Here is a 17,761-nt window from a genome sequence, read left to right as displayed (position 1 = left end):
CACTCTGGATGGTGCTCGGCGCCTTCTTGTTCGCCACCATGAGCGTGGTGGTCAAGGTGGCGTCGGCCTGGTTCAACAGCGGCGAAATGGTGCTCGGACGCGGCCTGATCGGCATCGTGTTCCTGTGGCTGCTGGCGCGCAACCGGCGCGTCTCGCTGGTCACCCGATATCCCGGCATGCACGCCTGGCGCAGCACCATCGGCGTGGTGTCGCTGGGCGCGTGGTTCTATGCCATCGCGCACATGCCGCTGGCCACGGCCGTCACCCTCAACTACATGAGCAGCGTCTGGATCGCGGCCTTCCTGGTCGGCGGCGCGCTGCTGGCGTGGGTGCCGGTGCCTGGCCGCGACGGCCGCGTGGAGCGTCCGCCGCTGCAGGGACCGCTGGTGCTGACGGTGCTCGCGGGCTTCGTGGGCGTGGTGCTGATGCTCAAGCCATCGGTCGACGGCCACGAAGGTTTCGCGGGCTTGCTGGGCCTGCTCTCGGGGCTCACGGCGGCGTTCGCCTACATGCAGGTGGTCGCGCTGTCGCGCATCGGCGAACCCGAGCTGCGCACCGTCTTCTACTTTGCAGTGGGCTCGGCCGTGGCCGGCGCCTTCGCCACCGCGGCCACGGGGTTTTCGGGCGGCGGCGCCTGGACCTGGCAACACGCGCTGTGGCTGCTGCCGATCGGGCTCCTGGCCGCCCTCGGCCAGCTCTGCATGACGCGCGCCTACGCCACGGCCAAGACCCAGGCGGGAACGCTGGTGGTGGCCAACCTGCAGTATTCCGGCATTGTCTTTGCGGCGTTCTACAGTGTGGTGCTGTTCGACGACCGCATCGACGCCGCCGGCTGGGCCGGCATGGCACTCATCATCGTGAGCGGCATCGCGGCCACCGTTCTGCGCCAGCGCGCGGTACCCAAGGCGCCGGCCGAGGAACACTGAACCGCATCGTATTCATCGACAACGGAGGAACCGCACCATGTACACCACCCTCGTCAGCGCCGAACAACTGCAGCAGCTGCAGGCTGCCAAATCGCGGCTCATGGTCTTCGATTGCAGCTTCGACCTCATGAAGCCTGAAGCGGGCGCACAGCAATATGCCGCCGCGCACATTCCCGGCGCGGTGTATGCCAACCTCGACACCGACCTCAGCGCGAAGCATGGCGTGCCCGGCGCACAGGGCGACGTGGTCGTCGCGCAGGAAGACGGCGTGCCGGCATCGGGCGGACGCCATCCGCTGCCGAGCCGCGAGAAGTTCGCGACCTGGTTGTCGGGCGTCGGCTTTTCCAACGACATGCAGGCCGTGGTGTACGACCGCAACGGCGCCAACTTCTGCGGCCGCCTGTGGTGGATGCTCAAGTGGATGGGCCACGACGCCGTGGCCGTGCTCGACGGCGGCCTGCAGGCATGGCAGGCCGCAGGCGGCGAAGTCACGGACCGCGAGGAGCCGGCGCATTTCCAGTCGAACTTCGTGCCGGGCGAGCCGCTGGCCAGGCTCGCCACCACCGACGCCGTGGTGCGCCGGCTCGGCCAGCCTGACCAGAACCTGATCGACGCGCGTGCTCCCGCGCGATATCGCGGAGAGGTGGAACCTCTGGACCCGATTGCGGGTCACATCCCCGGGGCTCTCAATCGGCCCTTCGCCGAGAACCTCGGCCCCGACGGCAAGTTCAAGCCGGCATCGCAATTGCGAGCCGAGTTCGAAGCGCTGCTCGCGGGACGCGATCCGGCGACGGTGGTCCACCAGTGCGGCAGTGGCGTGAGCGCCGTGCCCAACCTGCTTGCCATGCAGATCGCGGGCCTGGGGACCACCGCGCTCTATGCCGGCAGCTGGAGCGAATGGAGCAACACGCCGGGGCTGCCGACCCGGCAAGGCGCAGAACCATGACAAAGATCCGACTTCGACGGCGCATCAACGGCTTCGCATTCGCTGCAGCATTGCTGGCCGCGGCCCCCTTTCTTCCGGCCGAGGCCCAGCAGCAGCATGCGCACGTGCACGGCCAGATCAAGCTCGACGTCGCCGTCGACGGTCCCACGGTCGTGATCGACATGGCGTCGCCGCTCGACAACATCGTCGGCTTCGAGCGCGCCCCGAAGACCGATGCCGAGAAGAAGTCCGTCGAAGACGCCGTCGCCGAGCTGCGCGCGGCGGACAAGCTCTTCATCATCGACCCGGCGGCTAACTGCAAGCTCGGCCCGGTCGACCTGCGCTCCGCCGCGCTCGGGCTCGGCAAGCCCGATGCGAACGAGCCCGAAGGCCACGCCGACCTCGATGCCACCTTCTCCTTCAACTGCACCAACGCAGCGGCCGCCAGGTTCATCGACCTGAACCTTTTCTCCGTGTTCAAGGGCCTGCGCCTGGTCGATTCCCAGATCGCTTCGGCGCAAGGCCAGTTCAAGCGACAGCTCAAGCGCCCGGCCGGCGCGCAGGCCACGCAGCCGGTGCGCCTGGGCTGGGGCAAGTGACCCTGTGAGCACCGCCCCCCAGGGCGAGGCACCACCGCTGCGCGTGGTGCTCGCCGTTGAAGCGCTGCGCTTCGCATGGCCCGGCATGAAGACGCCGTGCATCGACATCGAGGCCTTCCGCATCACAGCCGGCGAATCGGTCTTCCTTCACGGCCCGAGCGGCTGCGGCAAGAGCACGCTGCTGTCGCTGCTGGCCGGCGTGCTGGTGGCCGGCGAAGGCCGGGTCACGCTGCTGGGCCATGACTGGTCGCGGCTCTCGGGCGCCGCGCGCGACCGCAGCCGCGTGGCGCACGTGGGCTACATCTTCCAGCAGTTCAACCTCCTGCCCTATCTGAGCGTGCTCGACAACGTGCTGCTGCCCTGCCGCTTTTCGCAGCGACGCGAGGCGCAGGCCGCACGCGCCGGCAGCTCGCGCGAAGAGGCCGAGCACCTGCTCGCGCAGATGGGACTCGACCGCAGCCTGTGGAAGCGCCAGGCCATGCAGTTGTCGGTCGGCCAGCAGCAGCGCGTCGCGGCGGCGCGCGCGCTCATCGGCCAGCCCGAGGTGGTGATTGCCGACGAGCCCACCTCCGCGCTCGACGAAGACAGGCGCGAAGCCTTTCTCGACGTGCTGCTGACGGCCTGCGCGGTGAACGGCAGCGCGCTCGTCTTCGTGAGCCACGACCAGCGCATCGCGCAGCGCTTTGCGCGCCATGTGCTGCTGCCCGAGATCAACCGCGCGGCGGCCCCAACCCCATGAGCGCCCTCTTCTCCATCGCATGGCGCAGCGCCTGGAACCGGCGCTTCACGCTCGCGCTCACGGTGTTCTCGATCGCGCTGTCCACATTCCTGCTGCTCGGCGTCGAACGCATCCGCACCGAATTGCGCGAGAACTTCGCATCGTCCGTCTCGGGCACCGACCTGATCGTGGGTGCGCGCACCGGCTCCACGCAACTGCTGCTGTATTCGGTCTTCCGCATTGGCGCAGCCACCAACAACATCTCGTGGAAGAGCGTGCAGGCGCTGGCCGCGCACCCCGGCGTCGACTGGGTGGTGCCGCTTTCGCTGGGCGACTCGCACCGCGGCTTCGCGGTGCTGGCCACCTCGCCCGAATACTTTTCCCGTTTTCGCTACGGGGATCGCCAGCAGCTGAAGCTGCGCGAAGGCCAGCCCTTCAGCGCGCTGTTCGATGCGGTGGTGGGCGCCGAAGTGGCCGACAAGCTCGGCTACCACGTCGGCCGCAGGATCACGCTCTCGCACGGCAGCGGCGAACTCAACACCGCCGAGCATGCCGACAAGCCCTTCACGGTGGTCGGCGTGCTCGCGCGCACCGGTACGCCGGTCGACCGCACGGTGCACATCGGGCTCGAAGCCATGGAGGCGATCCACCTCGAATGGGTGGGCGGCGCGCCGATGCCGGGCGTGAAGATCCCGGCCGAGCAGGTGCGAAAGTTCGACCTCACGCCCAAGAACGTGACGGCCGCGCTCGTGGGCCTGAAAAACCGCTCCGCCGTGTTCGGCGTGCAGCGCTGGATCTCCACCTACACCGGCGAGCCGCTGATGGCCATCCTGCCGGGCGTGGCGCTGGACGAACTCTGGAGCGTCATCGGCATCGGCGAAAACGCCTTGCTGCTGATGTCGGCGCTGGTCGCGCTGGTGAGCCTCGCGGGCCTCGTCTCGGTGGTGATGGCGGGCCTGAACGAAAGGCGGCGCGAACTGGCCGTGCTGCGCGCCGTCGGCGCGAGCCTGCGCCATGTGCTGGCGCTGCTCGCGCTCGAAGGCGCAATGGTCACCGTGCTGGGCGTGGCCTTCGGCGTGGCGATGGCCGTGCTCGGCATCGCCCTGCTCTCGCCATGGCTGCAGTCGCAGTTCGGGCTGACATTGAGCCTTTCGGAACCTACACTGAACGAATGGCTGCTGATGGGAAGCCTGCTGGCGGCGGGCTGGCTCGCAAGCCTTTTGCCCGGCATCCGCGCCTACCGGCTCTCGCTCGCCGATGGCCTCTCACCGAGGATTTGAAACCATGCGCATCGCAAAAAAGACACTCACGTTCCGGGCTTTCATGCGACTTTCGTTGCTGCTTGCCGGCGCAGGGCTTGCTGCCGCCACATGGGCCGCGGAACCCGCGCCGAAGGACACCACCGCATCGAACCCGCTCGGCGGCAAGGCTGCGCCGCCCGTGGCCGCCAAGGCCGCAGCGGGCCAGCCGCGGCAGATCACCTGGGAAGAGCTCGTGCCCAAGGACTGGGATCCGTCCAAGGAATTCAAGGGCATGGACCTGAGCGCGCTCAACGACGGCGACCCGCGCGCCAACGAGCTGCTCATGAAGATGCAGGAGGTGTCGAACAACGCGCCGACCAATCCGGCCATGAACGGGGCGGACATCAAGATTCCGGGCTTCATCGTGCCGCTCGAGGAAGCCAAGGGCGAGGTCACCGAGTTCCTTCTCGTGCCCTACTTCGGCGCCTGCATCCATACGCCGCCACCGCCGGCCAACCAGATCCTGCATGTGGTCACGTCCAAGGGCGCCAAGTTTCGCGCCATGGACACCGTGTGGGTCACGGGCAAGCTGCAGACCCTGCGCAACGATTCGATGATGGGTGTGAGCGGCTATCACGTGAACGCGACCAGCGTCACGAAGTACACGGGCGGCGCAAAGTAAGCCTGCGCGGGCCGCAGCCTCAGGCCTTGCGCGGCCGCCGCGGGGCGGGCGCCTCGCGCGCCGATTTCATGTGGCCGCTTTCCGCCGTGGTCATGCCCACGATCTTCGCAAGCTGCCGGCTCACGCTCACATAGGCGTGGCCGATGCGGCTGTCGAAGTACAGCGAGTCCCCGCGCGCGAGGCGCACGACCTTGCCGTTGTCGAAGTGCACTTCGATGGCGCCCGAAAGCACATAGGCGAACTCCTCTCCCGAATGCCGCACGTAGTCCTCGGGCCCGTTCACGCGACGCGCATGCACGATGCCGACGATCGGGCTCATCTGCTTGCCGGCGGCCGCGGTGCCGAGGAATTCGTAGGTGATCGACAAGCCGCGGTACACCACGCCCTTGCCCGCTCGGGTGACGACCGGGCCGTCGAGCTGCCCGGGCTTGGCGCCGCCACCGGCGAACATCGCGTTCATGTCCATCTCCAGCGCGCGGCCGAGCGCGGTGAAGTTCTCGTACCCCAGTGCGAGCTGCCCGCGTTCCGCGCGCGAGATGGTGGTGATCGATACGCCTGAACGCTCGGCCAGCTGGACCAGCGTCCAGCCGAAACGCTTGCGCGCCGCGCGCAGCCGGTTGCCGAACGTGGTGCGGTCCAGCATCGGCGGCTCGCCCTTCGGCCTGGTACCCGGCTTGGTGCCCGTGTGTGGATTCACGCTTGGCTCTCTTGTAGTGCACCGCGGATTCTGCCAGTGCGGGGGCCGGCGCACGGCGGGGTTGCCGCGCGCGCGGCGCCCGCGGTTTGCGGATGCGCAAATTGCGTCGACGCAAAATTCCTCCGGCCGACGCAGCAGCCGCCCTATGGTGGCAACGCCAAATTTGCGTATCCGCAAATTTTTGCCTACACTTTCACCTATGATTTCCAACACGACAGAGCCCGTCGCGGCCGACTACCTCGTCATCGGCGGCGGCATTGCCGGCGCCTCGGTGGCCTACTGGCTCGCGCCGCATGCCCGCGTGATCCTGCTTGAACGCGAGTCCCAGCCGGGTTATCACGCCACCGGCCGCTCGGCCGCCCTCTTCATGGAAAGCTACGGCACGGCGCAGGTGCGTGCCCTCACCATGGCGAGCCGTGCCTTCCTCGAGCACCCCCCCGAAGGCTTCTCGGAGCATCCGCTGCTCACGCCGCGCGGCGCGATGATGGTTGCCGACGAGGCGCACCTGCCGGAACTCGAGGCGCATTGGGAGGTGCTGCGCGCCATGGACACGGGCGCCGAGCGTCTCAGCGGCGAAGAGGCGATCAGGAGGGTGCCCGTGCTGCGGCCCGACCAGGTGGCCGGCGCCGTGTACGAGCCCGACGCCGCCGACATGGACGTGCATGCCATCCACCAAGGCTACCTGCGCGGCATGCGGCAGGCCGGCGGCAAGCTGGTGTGCGATGCCGGCGTGACGGCCATCGAACGCGTCGGCGGCCATTGGCGCGTGACCGCCGGCGGCGTGGTGTACGAAGCGGCCGTGGTGCTCGACGCCGCAGGCGCCTGGGTCGATGGCATTGCGAAGATGGCCGGGGTGGAACCCATCGGCATCGAGCCGCGGCGGCGCTCGGCCTTCATCTTCGCGCCGCCCGAAGGCAGCAGCGTTGCACATTGGCCGATGGTGTTCGGTGCCGACGAAGGCTGGTACATCAAGCCCGATGCCGGCATGCTGCTCGGCTCCCCGGCCAACGCCGATCCGGTCGAGCCGCAGGACGTGCAGCCCGAGGAGCTGGACATCGCCTTCGCGATCCATCGCATCGAGGAGGCGACCACGCTCGCCATCCGCCGTCCCACGCGCACCTGGGCGGGGCTGCGTTCCTTCGTGGCCGATGGCGACCTGGTGGGGGGCTTCGATCCCGGCGCGCCGGGCTTCTTCTGGGTCGCGGCACAGGGAGGCTACGGCATCCAGACGTCCGCCGCCATGGGCGAAGCCTGTGCCGCACTCGCGCGCGGACTGCCCCTGCCCGAACGCATTGCGGGCTTCGGGCTCACCGCAGAGATGCTCGGCCCGCAGCGTTTGCGCACAAGGGCCGGGGCTGTCGAAAGTTCAGCCAGGCAAGCGGGCTAGTCGGGCGCGTTCATCACCCGGTCGAACTCTTCGTCGGCCGGCACGTTGTCGGCGTCGAGTTCGCTGGCATCCGTCAGGTCGATGCCGGTTTCGTCCGACAGGTCGTCGGTGACCTCGGAATCCGATTCCTCGAAATCATCGACAGGCGAGTCGTCTTCCTCATCTTCTATCGATGGCGGGGCGGCACCCTTCTTGGCGTCGACGTTGTTCATGATCGGTTCCTCGGCGATGGCATGGACGAGACATTCGTCAGACCCCCGATGGTGCACCTCTTTCGGCTGCCGTGCCTCATCCGACTCAACAGTGTCGGTTTCGGAAAGTATCCGGCGGGTGCCGTTCAGTCCTTGTGCGCCCCGGCGCCTTCGCCTTCATGCGCATGGCCGTGCTCGGCATGGCCGTGTTCCGCATGGCCATGCCCGTGCTCGCCATGCGCGAGCCGGCTCACCAGCGTGACGAGCGCAATGCCGACGATCAGCCATGCGATCTGCGCAGCGGTCTGCCGCGCGGGCAGGCGCTTCTGCAACTGGGGAATCAGGTCGGCCAGTGCCACGTAGACGAAGCTGCTGGCCGCCAGCACCAGGAAGTACGGCAGGAGGCCGTGCAACTGGTCGACCAGCCACCACCCGACGATGCCGCCCAGCATGGTCATGGTGCCGGCCAGCGACACCTTGACCAGCGCCGCACGCTGGTTGGCCGAACTCTGGCGCAGCACGACCAGGTCGCCGATGTGGTGCGGAATCTCGTGCGCGAGCACCGCGACAGCCGCCACCAGCCCGAGGCGGAGGTCCGCAATGAACGCCGACGCGATCAGGATGCCGTCGCCGAAGCAGTGCACGCTGTCGCCGGTGAGCACGGCCCAGCCGCCGCCTGCGCGCGGCGCATGGTCGTGATGCGCGTGATCGTGGTGCGTGTGGCCGGCGTGGGCATGCCCATGGTCGCCCGCCGTGTGGCCGACCGGCCCCGGCACCGGGTCGCCGTGATGATGCTCGTGGCCGTGGTGCCAGAGCTCCGCCTTGTCGAGCAGGAAGAAGAACACCAGTCCGAACAGCAGCACGCCGAACAGCATCGCGGGCTCGATGCGGCTCTCGAAGGCTTCGGGCAGCAGGTGCATGAAGGCGGTGGCGAGCAGCGCCCCGGCGGCCAGGCTCAGCAGGTGCTGCGAGTTGACGCCGCCCGAACCACTGCGCACGCCCACGCGCAGGAGCAAGGCCGCGAGCCACACGCTTCCGATGCCGGCGACCAGGGTGGCCGCGATGATCACTATCAAATTCATAGCTGCAATATCGATGGGCATCGATGCCCGATACCGTTCATACAAAGAGAAAGGCCGTCACTCGGACGGCCTTCGGCGGTGGGTGGCTACTGGCTGCCGTCAGACGACGCCATTGGCTTTGAACCAGGCGGTGGCGCGTTGCCAACCGTCTTCGGCCGCGCTCTTGACATAGCTCGGGCGGTAGTCGGCATGGAACGCATGGCCTGCTTCGGGATACACGACGAAGCTCGAAGCCTTGGCAGCCGGGGTCCCATTTGCCAACGCTGCTTTCATCTTATCAACCGTGTCAAGGGGGATGCCCTGGTCCTTGCCGCCGTACAGGCCCAGCACCGGCGCCTGCAGGTTGGCCGCCACGTCGATCGGGTGCCGCGGCGTGAGTTCGCTGGGCTGGCCGACCAGCCGCCCGTACCAGGCCACTCCCGCCTTGACCTTGCCGGTGGCGGCGTAGAGCCAGACCAGACGCCCGCCCCAGCAGAAGCCGGTGATGCCTGCTTTTGCCATGTTGCCGCCATTGGCCGCTGCATACGAAAGTGCGCCATCGAGGTCGGCGAGCACCTGCGCATCGGGCACCTTGCTCACGATGTCGGCCTGCAGCTTGGGAATGTCCGTGTAGCCGCGCGGATCGCCCTGGCGCGCATAGAGCTCCGGGGCAATGGCCAGGTAGCCGAGCTGCGCGAAGCGGCGGCAGGTGTCGGCGATGTATTCATGCACGCCGAAGATTTCCTGGATCACCAGGATCACCGGCAAGCCGGTCTTGCCGGCCGGCGCGGCCGCGTAGGCAGGCACCTCGAAGCCGTTCACCGTGTACTTGATCGGCCCGGCCTTGAGGCCTTCGGCCGAGGTGCTGATCGCGGTCTGCGCCATGACCGGCACGACGGCCGCCGCGTAGCCCACGCCGATGGCGGCCTTGAGTGCGGTGCGGCGCGTGGCGCCCTGCTCTGTGCTCTCGCCGGGGCGAAGCGAATCGAAGTCGGAACGGCTGTCGTCGCGAAGGGACATGGGTGGGGCTCCAGTTGAATCGTCGAACAAAGGGGGCATGCGCAAAAACGCACGCCGCAATGTAGGCGAAATCAGCGTGGCCCGTTCGGCGCAGGGCCGATGCCCTGCCGGCCTCAACAGGCGCGGTAGGCGCGGCGCGCCAGGGCGCCGGCCAGCACCTGCGCCGGGTCGACCAGGCGCAGCCCGGCCACGGCCGCCGAGCCCTGCAGCCCGAGCGGCACCTCGGTGCAGCCCATGATGATGGCCACCGGGCCGTGGCGCTCGGCGAGCTGCAGCGCCACCTGTGAAAAACACGCTTCAGCGAGCCTCATGTTGCCGGCCTTCACGCCGTCGAAGATGCCCCGCGTGATGATGCGGCGTTCTTCCGCCAGCGGCACATGGCAGTCGAGTCCCGCCTCGGCCAGCGCCTGTTCGTAGAGGCGCACGCGGTAGGTGCCCTCGGTGGCCATGAGCGCCACGTTGCCTGCGTCCTCTGCCGCAAGATGATGCGCCACCTCGCGTGCCATGTGGAGCAGTTCGACCTGCGGGAAGCGTTCCTGCAGGCGGGCATGCCAGGCATGCGCGGTGTTGCATGCAATGGCCACGGACCGGCTGCCCAGCGCGGCAAGGCGCCCGAGCGCCTGCAGCATCGGCTCCAGCGGCTGGTGCGCGCCGTTCTCGGCCGAGCCCAGCGCATCGGTGCGGTCGGGCACCGGCACCTGCGCCAGCCAATGTTCCGGAAAAGACTGGTCCCGCACCGGCTCCCCGCGCGCGCGCATCTGATGGGCGCAGGCCTCGACGAAGAGCCGCACGAAGTCGGCCCCCGCCGCGGGGCCCATGCCTCCCAGAATGCCAACGACGTTTGTGGAAACCATTGCGTACGTCTGCGGGTCAGGTTGCAGGCTTGTCCGAGGGAGCCTTGATGTTGTCCTTGAGCTGCTGGCTCATGGGCAGGTTCAGCGGCACGTTCTTCGGCGGGATCGGCGACATGAACCACTTGGTGTAGAGCTTCTCGAACTCACCGCTCTTCATCATGGCGACAAAGGTGTCGTCCACCAGCTTCTTGAAGGCCGGGTCGTCCTTGGGCAGCATGCAGGCATAGGGCTCGACCTGCAGCGCCTCGCCCACCACCTCGTAGTCGGCCGGGTTCTTGGCGTTGGCGATCAGGCCGAACAGCAGGATGTCGTCCATGGCAAAGGCCACGGCGCGATCGCTTTCCACCAGCAGGAACGCGTCGGCGTGGTCCTTGCCGAGCACGATGTCCATGTCCAGGTTCTTCTCGGTGTTGTACTTGCGCATGACCAGCGCGTTGGTGGTGCCGGTGGTGCTGGCGACCGTCTTCTTGGCGAGGTCGGCGTAGTCCTTGATCTTCGAGGACTTCTTCACCAGGAGGCGCGTGCCCGTGTAGAAATGGTTGACCGCAAAAGCCACGTCCTTGCCGCGCGCGCTGTTGTTGGTGGTGGAGCCGCACTCCAGGTCGACGGTGCCGTTGGTGATCAGCGGGATGCGGTTCTGCGACGTGACCGGCATCAGCTGCACCTGCAGGTTGGGCTTGTTGAGCTTCTTCTTCACGGCCTCGACCACGGCGTTGGAGAGTTCGACCGAGAAGCCGATGGGCTTGTTGGGGCCGTCCAGGTAGCTGAAGGGCACCGACGACTCGCGGTAGGCGAGCGTGATCTTGCCGGACTCGGCGATCTTGGCCAGCGTGTCGGCAGCCTGGACGCCGGTGGCGGAAAGCAGCACCACGGCGGCGGCGGCCATCAAAGCGGAGAGTTTCATGCGAGCCTTCTTCAGAGGGGTTGAACAGGAAGGCCAGTGTAAGAAGGAGTGACACACGCCGACAATTCCAAATGAACCCTAGGCCATACCCAAAGGTTATGGGTTAGGACGCCCGCGGCCCGGGGCATGCGCTTTGGCTATGGGCCACGGCGGTTTTGGCATTTCCGGGCCGCGCGCCGGGCCCCTACAGTCGACGCGTCCCCTTCTCCACTTCCCGAAAGTTGCCTCCATGCATGTGTGCGTGCTCGGTGCCGGCATCGTGGGCCTGGCCACCGCCTGGCAACTCGAGCGCCAAGGCCATCAAGTCACGGTGATCGACCGCGCGGCGCCCGGTGCGGGCGCCAGCGGCGGCAACGGCGCACAGCTGAGCTACTCGTACGTGCAGCCGCTGGCCGATCCGTCGATCTGGCGCCAGCTGCCCAAGCTGCTGCTCTCGCCCTCCTCGCCGCTGAAGCTGCGGCCCCAGCTCGATCCGCTGCAGTGGCGCTGGGGGCTGGCTTTCCTCGCAGCCTGCAATGCCCGGGCCTCGCGCGACACCACCGCGCAGCTGCTCGCGCTGGCCGCCCTGAGCCGAGCCGGCTTCGAGGCGATGCGGGCCGACGTCGCGCCCGACTGCGATTTCTCGGCCACCGGCAAGCTGGTGCTCTATGCCAGCGCGGCATCGCTTGAAGGCGCCCGCGCGCAGCTGGAGCTCCAGCGCACCATGGGCAGCGAGCAGCGCATCGTGTCGCCCGACGAGTGCGTCGCCATCGAGCCTGCGCTCGCCGACTATCGCACCCAGATGGCCGGCGCGGTCTACACGCCCAGCGAATGCGCGGCCGACTGCCTCAAGGTGTGCGCCGAACTCATGCGGGTGCTCAGCGCGCGCGGCGTGCGCTTTCTGCTCGGCACCGACGTGCAAGGCTTCGCCCGCAGCGAAGGCAAGGTGGCCGCCGTGAAGACGCGCACCGGAGACATCGAGGCCGACGCCTTCGTGATGGCGCTGGGATCGGCGTCGCACAAGCTCGGACGCGCCCTGGGTGCCTACCTGCCGGTGTACCCGCTCAAGGGCTACAGCATCACGGTGGACGTCGACCCTTCTCCCGGCGCGGCCCCGCGGGTCAACGTGACCGACAGCGCGCGCAAGGTGGTGTTCGCGCGCATCGGCTCTCGGCTGCGCGTGGCGGGCATGGCCGAACTGGTGGGGCATGACGCAAGCATTCCGGCCACCCGCATCGAGACGCTGGCGGCCGCCACGCGCGCCGTCTTTCCGCATGCGAGCCGGTTCGAAGAACTGCACCCCTGGACCGGCATGCGGCCGGCCACGCCCAAGGGGCTGCCGATCATCGGACGCCTGCCGGGCGCGCCGTCGAACATGCTGTTCAACACCGGCCATGGCGCACTGGGCTTCACGCTGGCCTTCGGCTCTGCGCAGCGGATTGCCGAGTCGCTGGAACCCGCCAGCCCCTGAGCGTCAGCCCGCCTGCTCGATCGCCTCGCGCATGCAGCGCGTGATGCCACGCACCGCCACCGAATCGGGCTTGCCCGCGAACCGCAGCGCACGCACCGGCACCGGGATGTGCGGCTCCAACGCCAGCACGTCGACCTTGGCGCTGTCGGCGGAACGGGCCGTGCAGCCATCGACCAGCGCCACGCCCAGCCCATGGTGCGCCATCGACAGGGCCGCGTGATAGGTCTGCACCGTGACCACCGCCTGCTGGAAGCCCACGCCGGCCTGGCGGCAGGCCTGGCTCAGGCTGGTGCCCACCGGGTCGCGGCTGTCGAGCCCGATGACCGGCCTGTCGACCAGGTCCTGCAGCGCCACCGACCCGCTGCGCACCAGCGCGCGCGGCAGCATGCCCTTGGGCGCGATGCACACCATGCGCGTGTCGGCCAAGGTCTCCTGCGTGAGCGAGGGATGCACCGCGGGGCTGAAGACGAATCCCACGTCGGCCTCCTGCAGCAGCAGCGCCGACATGATCTGCGGCGAGTGCAGCGACTCGACGGTGATCGAATGGCCCGGATGCTTTTCGCGGAAGGCCTTGAGCGCGCGCGGCAGCACCTCGTAGCTCAGCGCCAGCACGCTCAGGATGCGCAGCTCGCCGGTGTCGCTGCCCGCGCGCAGGTTGGCGGCCAGGCGCTGCACCTCGTCGAGCTGCGCAAACAGCCGCTCGATGTGCGGATACAGCGTGAGCGCCTCGGTGGTCGGCGTGAGCCGGCCCTTGGCGCGCTGGAACAGCGGAAAGCCCAGCTGCAGTTCGGCATGCTGCAAGGTGCGGCTCACCGCGGGCTGCGTGATGTTGATGAGCCTTGCCGCCGCGCTCACGCTGCCCGTGAGCATGATCGCGTTGAAGACCTCGATGTGGCGCAGGCGCATGGCGAGTTCAGTTGCCTGCGACTTTGCTGCGCGAAAGGTCCATCACCATGCGGGTGGCCAGGTAGAGCCTCGGCTCGATGGAATCGACCAGCACGTACTCGGCATCGGCCGAATGCGCGCCGAAGCCCTGCAGGCCGAAGCGCTCGACCACCGGCGCCTTGGTCTTGAGCGCGGCAAAGGCGGCATCGGTGCCGCCGCCGGCCACCGCGTCGTCGGCACCCAGCGGCTTGCCGAGTTCGTCCTTGTAGATCTGCTGCGCATGCTTGGCGAGCGCGCGCGAGGCATCGGTGGCCTCCAGCGGCGGACGGCGGCGCTCGAACTTCATCTCGACCTTGGCCTCCGGGATCAGCTGCTTCTTCACGCGCTCCTGTACCTGCTGCTCGATGCGGTCGTAGTCGCTCACCTTGAGCACGCGCACGTCCGCGCCCGCGGAGGCGCTGGCCGGAATCACGTTGCGGTTGCTGCCCGACTTCGAAATGGTCCAGTTCATCTTGAGCCCCGTGGCCGGATCGGACAGGTCGCGCATCTGCAGGATCTGGTGCGAGAGCTCGTAGAGCGCGTTCACGCCCAGCTCCGGCGCGGAACCCGCATGCGAGGCCTTGCCGGTCACGTTCAGCGCGACCGAGGCAATGCCGGCGGTGGCAAGCGAGAGCTTGTCCTCCTTGACCGACGAACCTTCGAACGACAGCACCGCATCGTGCTCGCCGCCGAGGCGCGTGATGAGCGTGCGCGAACCGGGCGAACTGATCTCCTCGTCGCCGTTGATCAGCACCGTGAGCGTGCCGTAGTCCTTGAACTTCAGCGCCTGCAGCATCGCGACGGTGTGCGTGATGACCGCGACGCCCTGCTTGTCGTCGGCAATGCCCAGGCCGTAGGCCTTGTCGCCTTCGACGCGGAACGGCTGCTTGTTGAGCATGCCCACGGTGTAGACCGTGTCCATGTGCGCAATGAGCATGATCTTCTTCTTGCCCGTGCCCTTGAAGGTGGCGCGCACGACGCGGCCGATCTTCTCGGGCGTGTCTTCCATGCGGTACGCGTCGGCGCTCGGGTCGATGAGCTCGACCTCGCCGCCCATGGCCTTGAACTTGGCCGCAACAAGGTTGGAGATCTTCTCGAGGCCTTCGAGATCGCGGCTCCCCGATTCGATCGACACCAGCTCTTTCAGCGTCTCGAGCAGCGCGGGTTTTTCCTTGGCGGCGAGCGCGGCGATGCGCGCATCGGGTGCGGCAAAAGCGCTGCCGAGCCATGCGGCGCAGACAGCGGCGAGCAGGAACTTGCGAGGCTGGATCTTCATGGGCGTGGTTCTTCCTTCTTGGTTGAGGGGGATCAGTGCGCCTTGTCCCAGTTGGGACCGATGCCGATCTCGGCCAGGAGCGGCACCTTGAGGTCCGCCACGCTGGCCATGAGGCGCGGAATTTCGGTGCGCACCCATTCGACCTCGGCCTCGGGCACTTCGAACACCAGTTCATCGTGCACCTGCATGATCATCCTGGTGGCGCGCTGCTCGGCATCGAGCATGTCCTGCACCTTGATCATGCTGAGCTTGATCAGGTCGGCGGCCGTGCCTTGCATGGGCGCGTTGATGGCCGCGCGTTCGGCGCCGCCGCGGCGCGGGCCGTTGGGCGAGTTGATCTCGGGCAGGTAGAGGCGGCGGCCGAACACCGTCTCCACATAGCCCTTCTCCTTGGCGAGCGCCTTGGTCTCGTCCATGTACGCCTTCACGCCCGGATAGCGCGCGAAGTAGCGCTCGATGTAGGAGGCCGCGGCCTTGGTCTCGATGCCCAGGTTGCGCGCGAGCCCGAAGCTGCTCATGCCGTAGATGAGCCCGAAGTTGATCACCTTGGCGTAGCGGCGCTGCTCGCTCGACACCTGGTCGGGCGTGGAGCCGAACACCTCGGCGGCGGTGGCGCGGTGCACGTCGATGCCTTCGCGGAAAGCGCGCAGCAGCGACTCGTCGCCACTGATGTGCGCCATGATGCGCAGCTCGATCTGCGAGTAGTCGGCGCTTGCGATCACGCTGCCGGGCGGTGCAACGAAGGCTTCGCGCACGCGGCGGCCTTCGGGCGTGCGGATCGGAATGTTCTGCAGGTTGGGATCGTTGCTCGACAGCCGCCCCGTGACCGCCACCGCCTGCGCATAGTGCGTGTGGACGCGGCCGGTGCGCGGGTTGGCCAGCTGGCCGAGCTTGTCGGTGTACGTGCCCTTGAGCTTGGACAGGCCGCGGTGCTCGAGGATCTTGGCCGGCAGCGGAAAATCCTCGGCCAGCTTCTCGAGCACTTCTTCGTCCGTGCTCGGCGCGCCGCTCGGCGTCTTCTTGACCACCGGCAGGCCCAGCTTGGTGAAGAACACCTCGCCGATCTGCTTGGGCGAACCCAGGTTGAAGGGCTGGCCGGCCAGCTCATAGGCCTCCTGCTCGAGCGCCATGATGCGCGTGCCGAGCTCGTGGCTTTGCGCCGCGAGCGTGGGCGCGTCGATCATCACGCCGTTGCGCTCGACGCGGTAGAGCGCCTCGCTCGAATCCATCTCCAGCTGGTAGATGAAGCGCAGCTTCTCATCGCGCTCGATCTGCGGCCACAGTGCCAGGTGAACGTCGAGCGTCTGGTCGCTGTCCTCGCATGAATACTCGGCGGCCTTGGCGATCTCGACCTGGCTGAACGGTATCTGGTGCGCGCCCTTGCCGCAGAGGTCTTCGTAGGAGATGCCGCTGCGGCCCAGGTGTCGTTCGGCCAGGCTTGCGAGGCCGTGCGGCCGGTGCGCCTCGAGCACGTAGCTCTGCAGCATGGTGTCGTGCGCATATCCCTGCACTTCGATGCCGTGGTTGGCGAACACATGGCGGTCGTACTTGATGTGCTGGCCGAGCTTTTTCTTCTGGGGGTTTTCGAGCCAGGGCCTGAGCCGGGCGAGCACTTCGTCGATGGGCAGCTGCGCGGGCGCGTCGGGATAGTTGTGCGCGAGCGGAACGTAGGCCGCCGCGCCGGGCTCGACACTGAAGCTCAGGCCCACGATGCGCGCGACCATCTCGTCGAGCGAGGTGGTCTCGGTGTCGATGGCGGCCAGCTCGGCGGCCTCGAGCTTGGCGAGCCAGCCGTCGAACTGCTCCCAGGTCGTGAGGGTTTCGTATTCGAGGTTGCTGGCGGGGGATGCGGCTTCGATGGCGCCGAGATTGGTCGAGTCGTCGAACAGGCCCGCCTGGTCGCTGCTTGCCGCTCCGCCGCGGGCCTGCTGCTTCTTGATGTTTTCCTCGATCAGCTCGGGCGGCACTTCCATGGCCTCGAGCGACTTGACCAGGCTCTTGAAGCCGAACTTCTCGTAGAAGGGTTTGAGCTCGGCGGTGTTCGGCGCACCGACCGGCAGGCCTGCGAGGGACGGCAGGCCGGTGACGTGTCCGGCCAGATTGCAATCGGTGCGGATCGTGACGAGGTTTTTGCTCAGCGGCAGCTTGTCGAGTGCCTTGCGCAGGTTTTCGCCGGCCTGGCCTTTGACTTCGGCGGCCCGTTCGATCAGGGCGTCGAGCGAACCGTATTCGAGCAGCCATTTGGCGGCTGTCTTGGGGCCGACCTTGTCGACGCCGGGCACGTTGTCGACCGCATCGCCCACAAGCGTCTGGTAGTCGATCATCAAGTTGGGCGGCACGCCGAATTCCGCCGTCACCCCGGCCACGTCGCGCCGCTTGCCGTTCATCGTGTCGATGATCGTGATGTGCTCGTCCACCAGCTGGCTCAGGTCCTTGTCGCCGCTGGAGACGATCACCTCCACGCCTTGCTGCGCGGCCGTCCTCGCGAGCGTGCCGATCACGTCGTCGGCCTCGATGTCGGGCACGCAGAGCACCGGCCAGCCCATGAGCTTCACCACCTCGTGGATGGGTTCGATCTGGCTGCGCAGGTCGTCGGGCATGGGCGAGCGGTTGGCCTTGTATTCGGGGTACAGGTCGTCGCGAAAGGTCTTGCCGGGCGCGTCGAAGATGCAGGCCGCGTAGTCGGCGCGGACCTCGCGCCGCAGCGCCGTCATCATGTTGATCATTCCGCGGATGGCGCCGGTCGCAGGGCTCTTCGGATCGCCGGGAACGGCCCGCAGGTCGGGCATGGCATGGAAGGCGCGGTAGAGATAGCTCGAGCCATCGACGAGCAGCAGCGTTTTCTTGTCGGTCATCGGGCCATTTTGCCGTGCCCGGACCGGCCTTCCGAACCACGACGGCAAGCG

17 protein-coding genes are annotated in these 17,761 nt (G+C 67.7%); 8 read left to right on the top strand and 9 right to left on the bottom strand.

Annotation, left to right across the window (positions count from 1 at the left end):
• Positions 1-8: 8 nt before the first annotated feature.
• From ABID97_RS09260 to ABID97_RS09235, 6 genes are read left to right on the top strand one after another with little or no spacing between them, the layout of a single operon-like run.
• Positions 9-926, top strand: coding sequence for a DMT family transporter (locus tag ABID97_RS09260; protein ID WP_354401711.1), 918 nt, complete (start codon positions 9-11; stop codon positions 924-926).
• 37 nt (positions 927-963) lie between these two features.
• Positions 964-1,872, top strand: coding sequence for a sulfurtransferase (locus ABID97_RS09255; protein WP_354398219.1), 909 nt, complete (start codon positions 964-966; stop codon positions 1,870-1,872).
• Positions 1,869-2,450, top strand: a complete 582-nt coding sequence (locus ABID97_RS09250; protein ID WP_354398218.1) for a DUF2796 domain-containing protein — start codon at positions 1,869-1,871, stop codon at positions 2,448-2,450. The genes ABID97_RS09255 and ABID97_RS09250 overlap by 4 nt, the downstream gene beginning before the upstream one ends.
• A gap of 4 nt (positions 2,451-2,454) precedes the next feature.
• On the top strand, positions 2,455-3,189 hold the full coding sequence (locus ABID97_RS09245) for an ABC transporter ATP-binding protein (protein ID WP_354398217.1): 735 nt from the start codon (positions 2,455-2,457) through the stop codon (positions 3,187-3,189).
• A complete protein-coding gene (locus ABID97_RS09240) occupies positions 3,186-4,448 on the top strand; it encodes an ABC transporter permease (protein WP_354398216.1) in 1,263 nt (420 codons plus the stop codon). The genes ABID97_RS09245 and ABID97_RS09240 overlap by 4 nt, the downstream gene beginning before the upstream one ends.
• A 4-nt stretch (positions 4,449-4,452) precedes the next feature.
• A complete protein-coding gene (locus ABID97_RS09235; protein WP_354398215.1) occupies positions 4,453-5,091 on the top strand; it encodes a DUF3299 domain-containing protein in 639 nt (212 codons plus the stop codon).
• 19 nt (positions 5,092-5,110) lie between these two features.
• On the opposite strand, the gene ABID97_RS09230 is transcribed toward ABID97_RS09235, so the two are convergent.
• Complete coding sequence (locus ABID97_RS09230) at positions 5,111-5,788, bottom strand: helix-turn-helix domain-containing protein (protein ID WP_354398214.1); 678 nt, start codon at positions 5,786-5,788, stop codon at positions 5,111-5,113.
• Positions 5,789-5,987: 199 nt separating this feature from the next.
• Between ABID97_RS09230 and ABID97_RS09225 the strand changes: the two genes are divergently transcribed.
• Positions 5,988-7,175: an NAD(P)/FAD-dependent oxidoreductase gene (locus ABID97_RS09225; RefSeq protein WP_354398213.1), complete on the top strand. Its 1,188-nt coding sequence runs from the start codon at positions 5,988-5,990 to the stop codon at positions 7,173-7,175.
• Here ABID97_RS09225 and ABID97_RS09220 read toward each other — a convergent pair.
• The 5 genes from ABID97_RS09220 to ABID97_RS09200 all read right to left on the bottom strand — a co-directional run bounded on the left by ABID97_RS09220 (position 7,172) and on the right by ABID97_RS09200 (position 11,205).
• Positions 7,172-7,387 carry a hypothetical protein gene (locus tag ABID97_RS09220; protein ID WP_354398212.1) on the bottom strand — a complete coding sequence of 72 codons (216 nt, stop codon included), beginning with the start codon at positions 7,385-7,387 and terminating at the stop codon, positions 7,172-7,174. The two genes, ABID97_RS09225 and ABID97_RS09220, sit on opposite strands and share 4 nt — an antisense overlap.
• 125 nt (positions 7,388-7,512) lie before the next feature.
• Entirely contained in the window at positions 7,513-8,448 is a 936-nt protein-coding gene (locus tag ABID97_RS09215) for a ZIP family metal transporter (protein WP_354398211.1), read from the bottom strand.
• A gap of 99 nt (positions 8,449-8,547) precedes the next feature.
• Entirely contained in the window at positions 8,548-9,447 is a 900-nt protein-coding gene (locus tag ABID97_RS09210; RefSeq protein ID WP_354398210.1) for a dienelactone hydrolase family protein, read from the bottom strand.
• A gap of 113 nt (positions 9,448-9,560) precedes the next feature.
• The gene (locus ABID97_RS09205) at positions 9,561-10,301 is read right to left on the bottom strand and encodes an aspartate/glutamate racemase family protein (RefSeq protein WP_354398209.1); all 741 of its coding nucleotides are present in this window, start codon (positions 10,299-10,301) and stop codon (positions 9,561-9,563) included.
• A gap of 16 nt (positions 10,302-10,317) precedes the next feature.
• Positions 10,318-11,205 (bottom strand): transporter substrate-binding domain-containing protein, encoded by an 888-nt coding sequence (locus tag ABID97_RS09200; protein ID WP_354398208.1) that lies wholly within the window; start codon positions 11,203-11,205, stop codon positions 10,318-10,320.
• 229 nt (positions 11,206-11,434) lie between these two features.
• On the opposite strand from ABID97_RS09200, the gene ABID97_RS09195 reads away from it, so the two are divergent.
• Positions 11,435-12,655 (top strand): D-amino acid dehydrogenase, encoded by a 1,221-nt coding sequence (locus tag ABID97_RS09195; protein WP_354398207.1) that lies wholly within the window; start codon positions 11,435-11,437, stop codon positions 12,653-12,655.
• Between the two features lie 3 nt (positions 12,656-12,658).
• On the opposite strand, the gene ABID97_RS09190 is transcribed toward ABID97_RS09195, so the two are convergent.
• Genes ABID97_RS09190 through polA form a run of 3 tightly spaced genes read right to left on the bottom strand, consistent with a single transcriptional unit; the run spans position 12,659 to position 17,710 of the window.
• A complete protein-coding gene (locus ABID97_RS09190; protein WP_354398206.1) occupies positions 12,659-13,561 on the bottom strand; it encodes a LysR family transcriptional regulator in 903 nt (300 codons plus the stop codon).
• Between the two features lie 7 nt (positions 13,562-13,568).
• A complete protein-coding gene (locus ABID97_RS09185) occupies positions 13,569-14,855 on the bottom strand; it encodes a M20/M25/M40 family metallo-hydrolase (RefSeq protein WP_354398205.1) in 1,287 nt (428 codons plus the stop codon).
• Positions 14,856-14,887: 32 nt separating this feature from the next.
• A complete protein-coding gene (gene polA, locus ABID97_RS09180) occupies positions 14,888-17,710 on the bottom strand; it encodes a DNA polymerase I (protein WP_354398204.1) in 2,823 nt (940 codons plus the stop codon).
• Positions 17,711-17,761 lie beyond the last annotated feature (51 nt).

This window comes from Variovorax sp. OAS795 (genome assembly GCF_040546685.1).
Classification (GTDB): Bacteria; Pseudomonadota; Gammaproteobacteria; order Burkholderiales; family Burkholderiaceae_C; genus Variovorax.
This window is presented reverse-complemented; position numbering and strand designations above follow the sequence as displayed.

Bases quoted from the DNA above. Each gene is read 5' to 3' on its own strand.
- ABID97_RS09260 (WP_354401711.1), top strand. From the start codon at position 9: ATGGTGCTCGGCGCCTTCTTGTTCGCCACCATGAGCGTGGTGGTCAAG.
- ABID97_RS09255 (WP_354398219.1), top strand. From the start codon at position 964: ATGTACACCACCCTCGTCAGCGCCGAACAACTGCAGCAGCTGCAGGCT.
- ABID97_RS09250 (WP_354398218.1), top strand. From the start codon at position 1,869: ATGACAAAGATCCGACTTCGACGGCGCATCAACGGCTTCGCATTCGCT.
- ABID97_RS09240 (WP_354398216.1), top strand. From the start codon at position 3,186: ATGAGCGCCCTCTTCTCCATCGCATGGCGCAGCGCCTGGAACCGGCGC.
- ABID97_RS09235 (WP_354398215.1), top strand. From the start codon at position 4,453: ATGCGCATCGCAAAAAAGACACTCACGTTCCGGGCTTTCATGCGACTT.
- ABID97_RS09225 (WP_354398213.1), top strand. From the start codon at position 5,988: ATGATTTCCAACACGACAGAGCCCGTCGCGGCCGACTACCTCGTCATC.
- ABID97_RS09220 (WP_354398212.1), bottom strand. From the start codon at position 7,387: ATGAACAACGTCGACGCCAAGAAGGGTGCCGCCCCGCCATCGATAGAA.
- ABID97_RS09215 (WP_354398211.1), bottom strand. From the start codon at position 8,448: ATGAATTTGATAGTGATCATCGCGGCCACCCTGGTCGCCGGCATCGGA.
- ABID97_RS09210 (WP_354398210.1), bottom strand. From the start codon at position 9,447: ATGTCCCTTCGCGACGACAGCCGTTCCGACTTCGATTCGCTTCGCCCC.
- ABID97_RS09205 (WP_354398209.1), bottom strand. From the start codon at position 10,301: ATGGTTTCCACAAACGTCGTTGGCATTCTGGGAGGCATGGGCCCCGCG.
- ABID97_RS09200 (WP_354398208.1), bottom strand. From the start codon at position 11,205: ATGAAACTCTCCGCTTTGATGGCCGCCGCCGCCGTGGTGCTGCTTTCC.
- ABID97_RS09195 (WP_354398207.1), top strand. From the start codon at position 11,435: ATGCATGTGTGCGTGCTCGGTGCCGGCATCGTGGGCCTGGCCACCGCC.
- ABID97_RS09190 (WP_354398206.1), bottom strand. From the start codon at position 13,561: ATGCGCCTGCGCCACATCGAGGTCTTCAACGCGATCATGCTCACGGGC.
- ABID97_RS09185 (WP_354398205.1), bottom strand. From the start codon at position 14,855: ATGAAGATCCAGCCTCGCAAGTTCCTGCTCGCCGCTGTCTGCGCCGCA.
- polA (WP_354398204.1), bottom strand. From the start codon at position 17,710: ATGACCGACAAGAAAACGCTGCTGCTCGTCGATGGCTCGAGCTATCTC.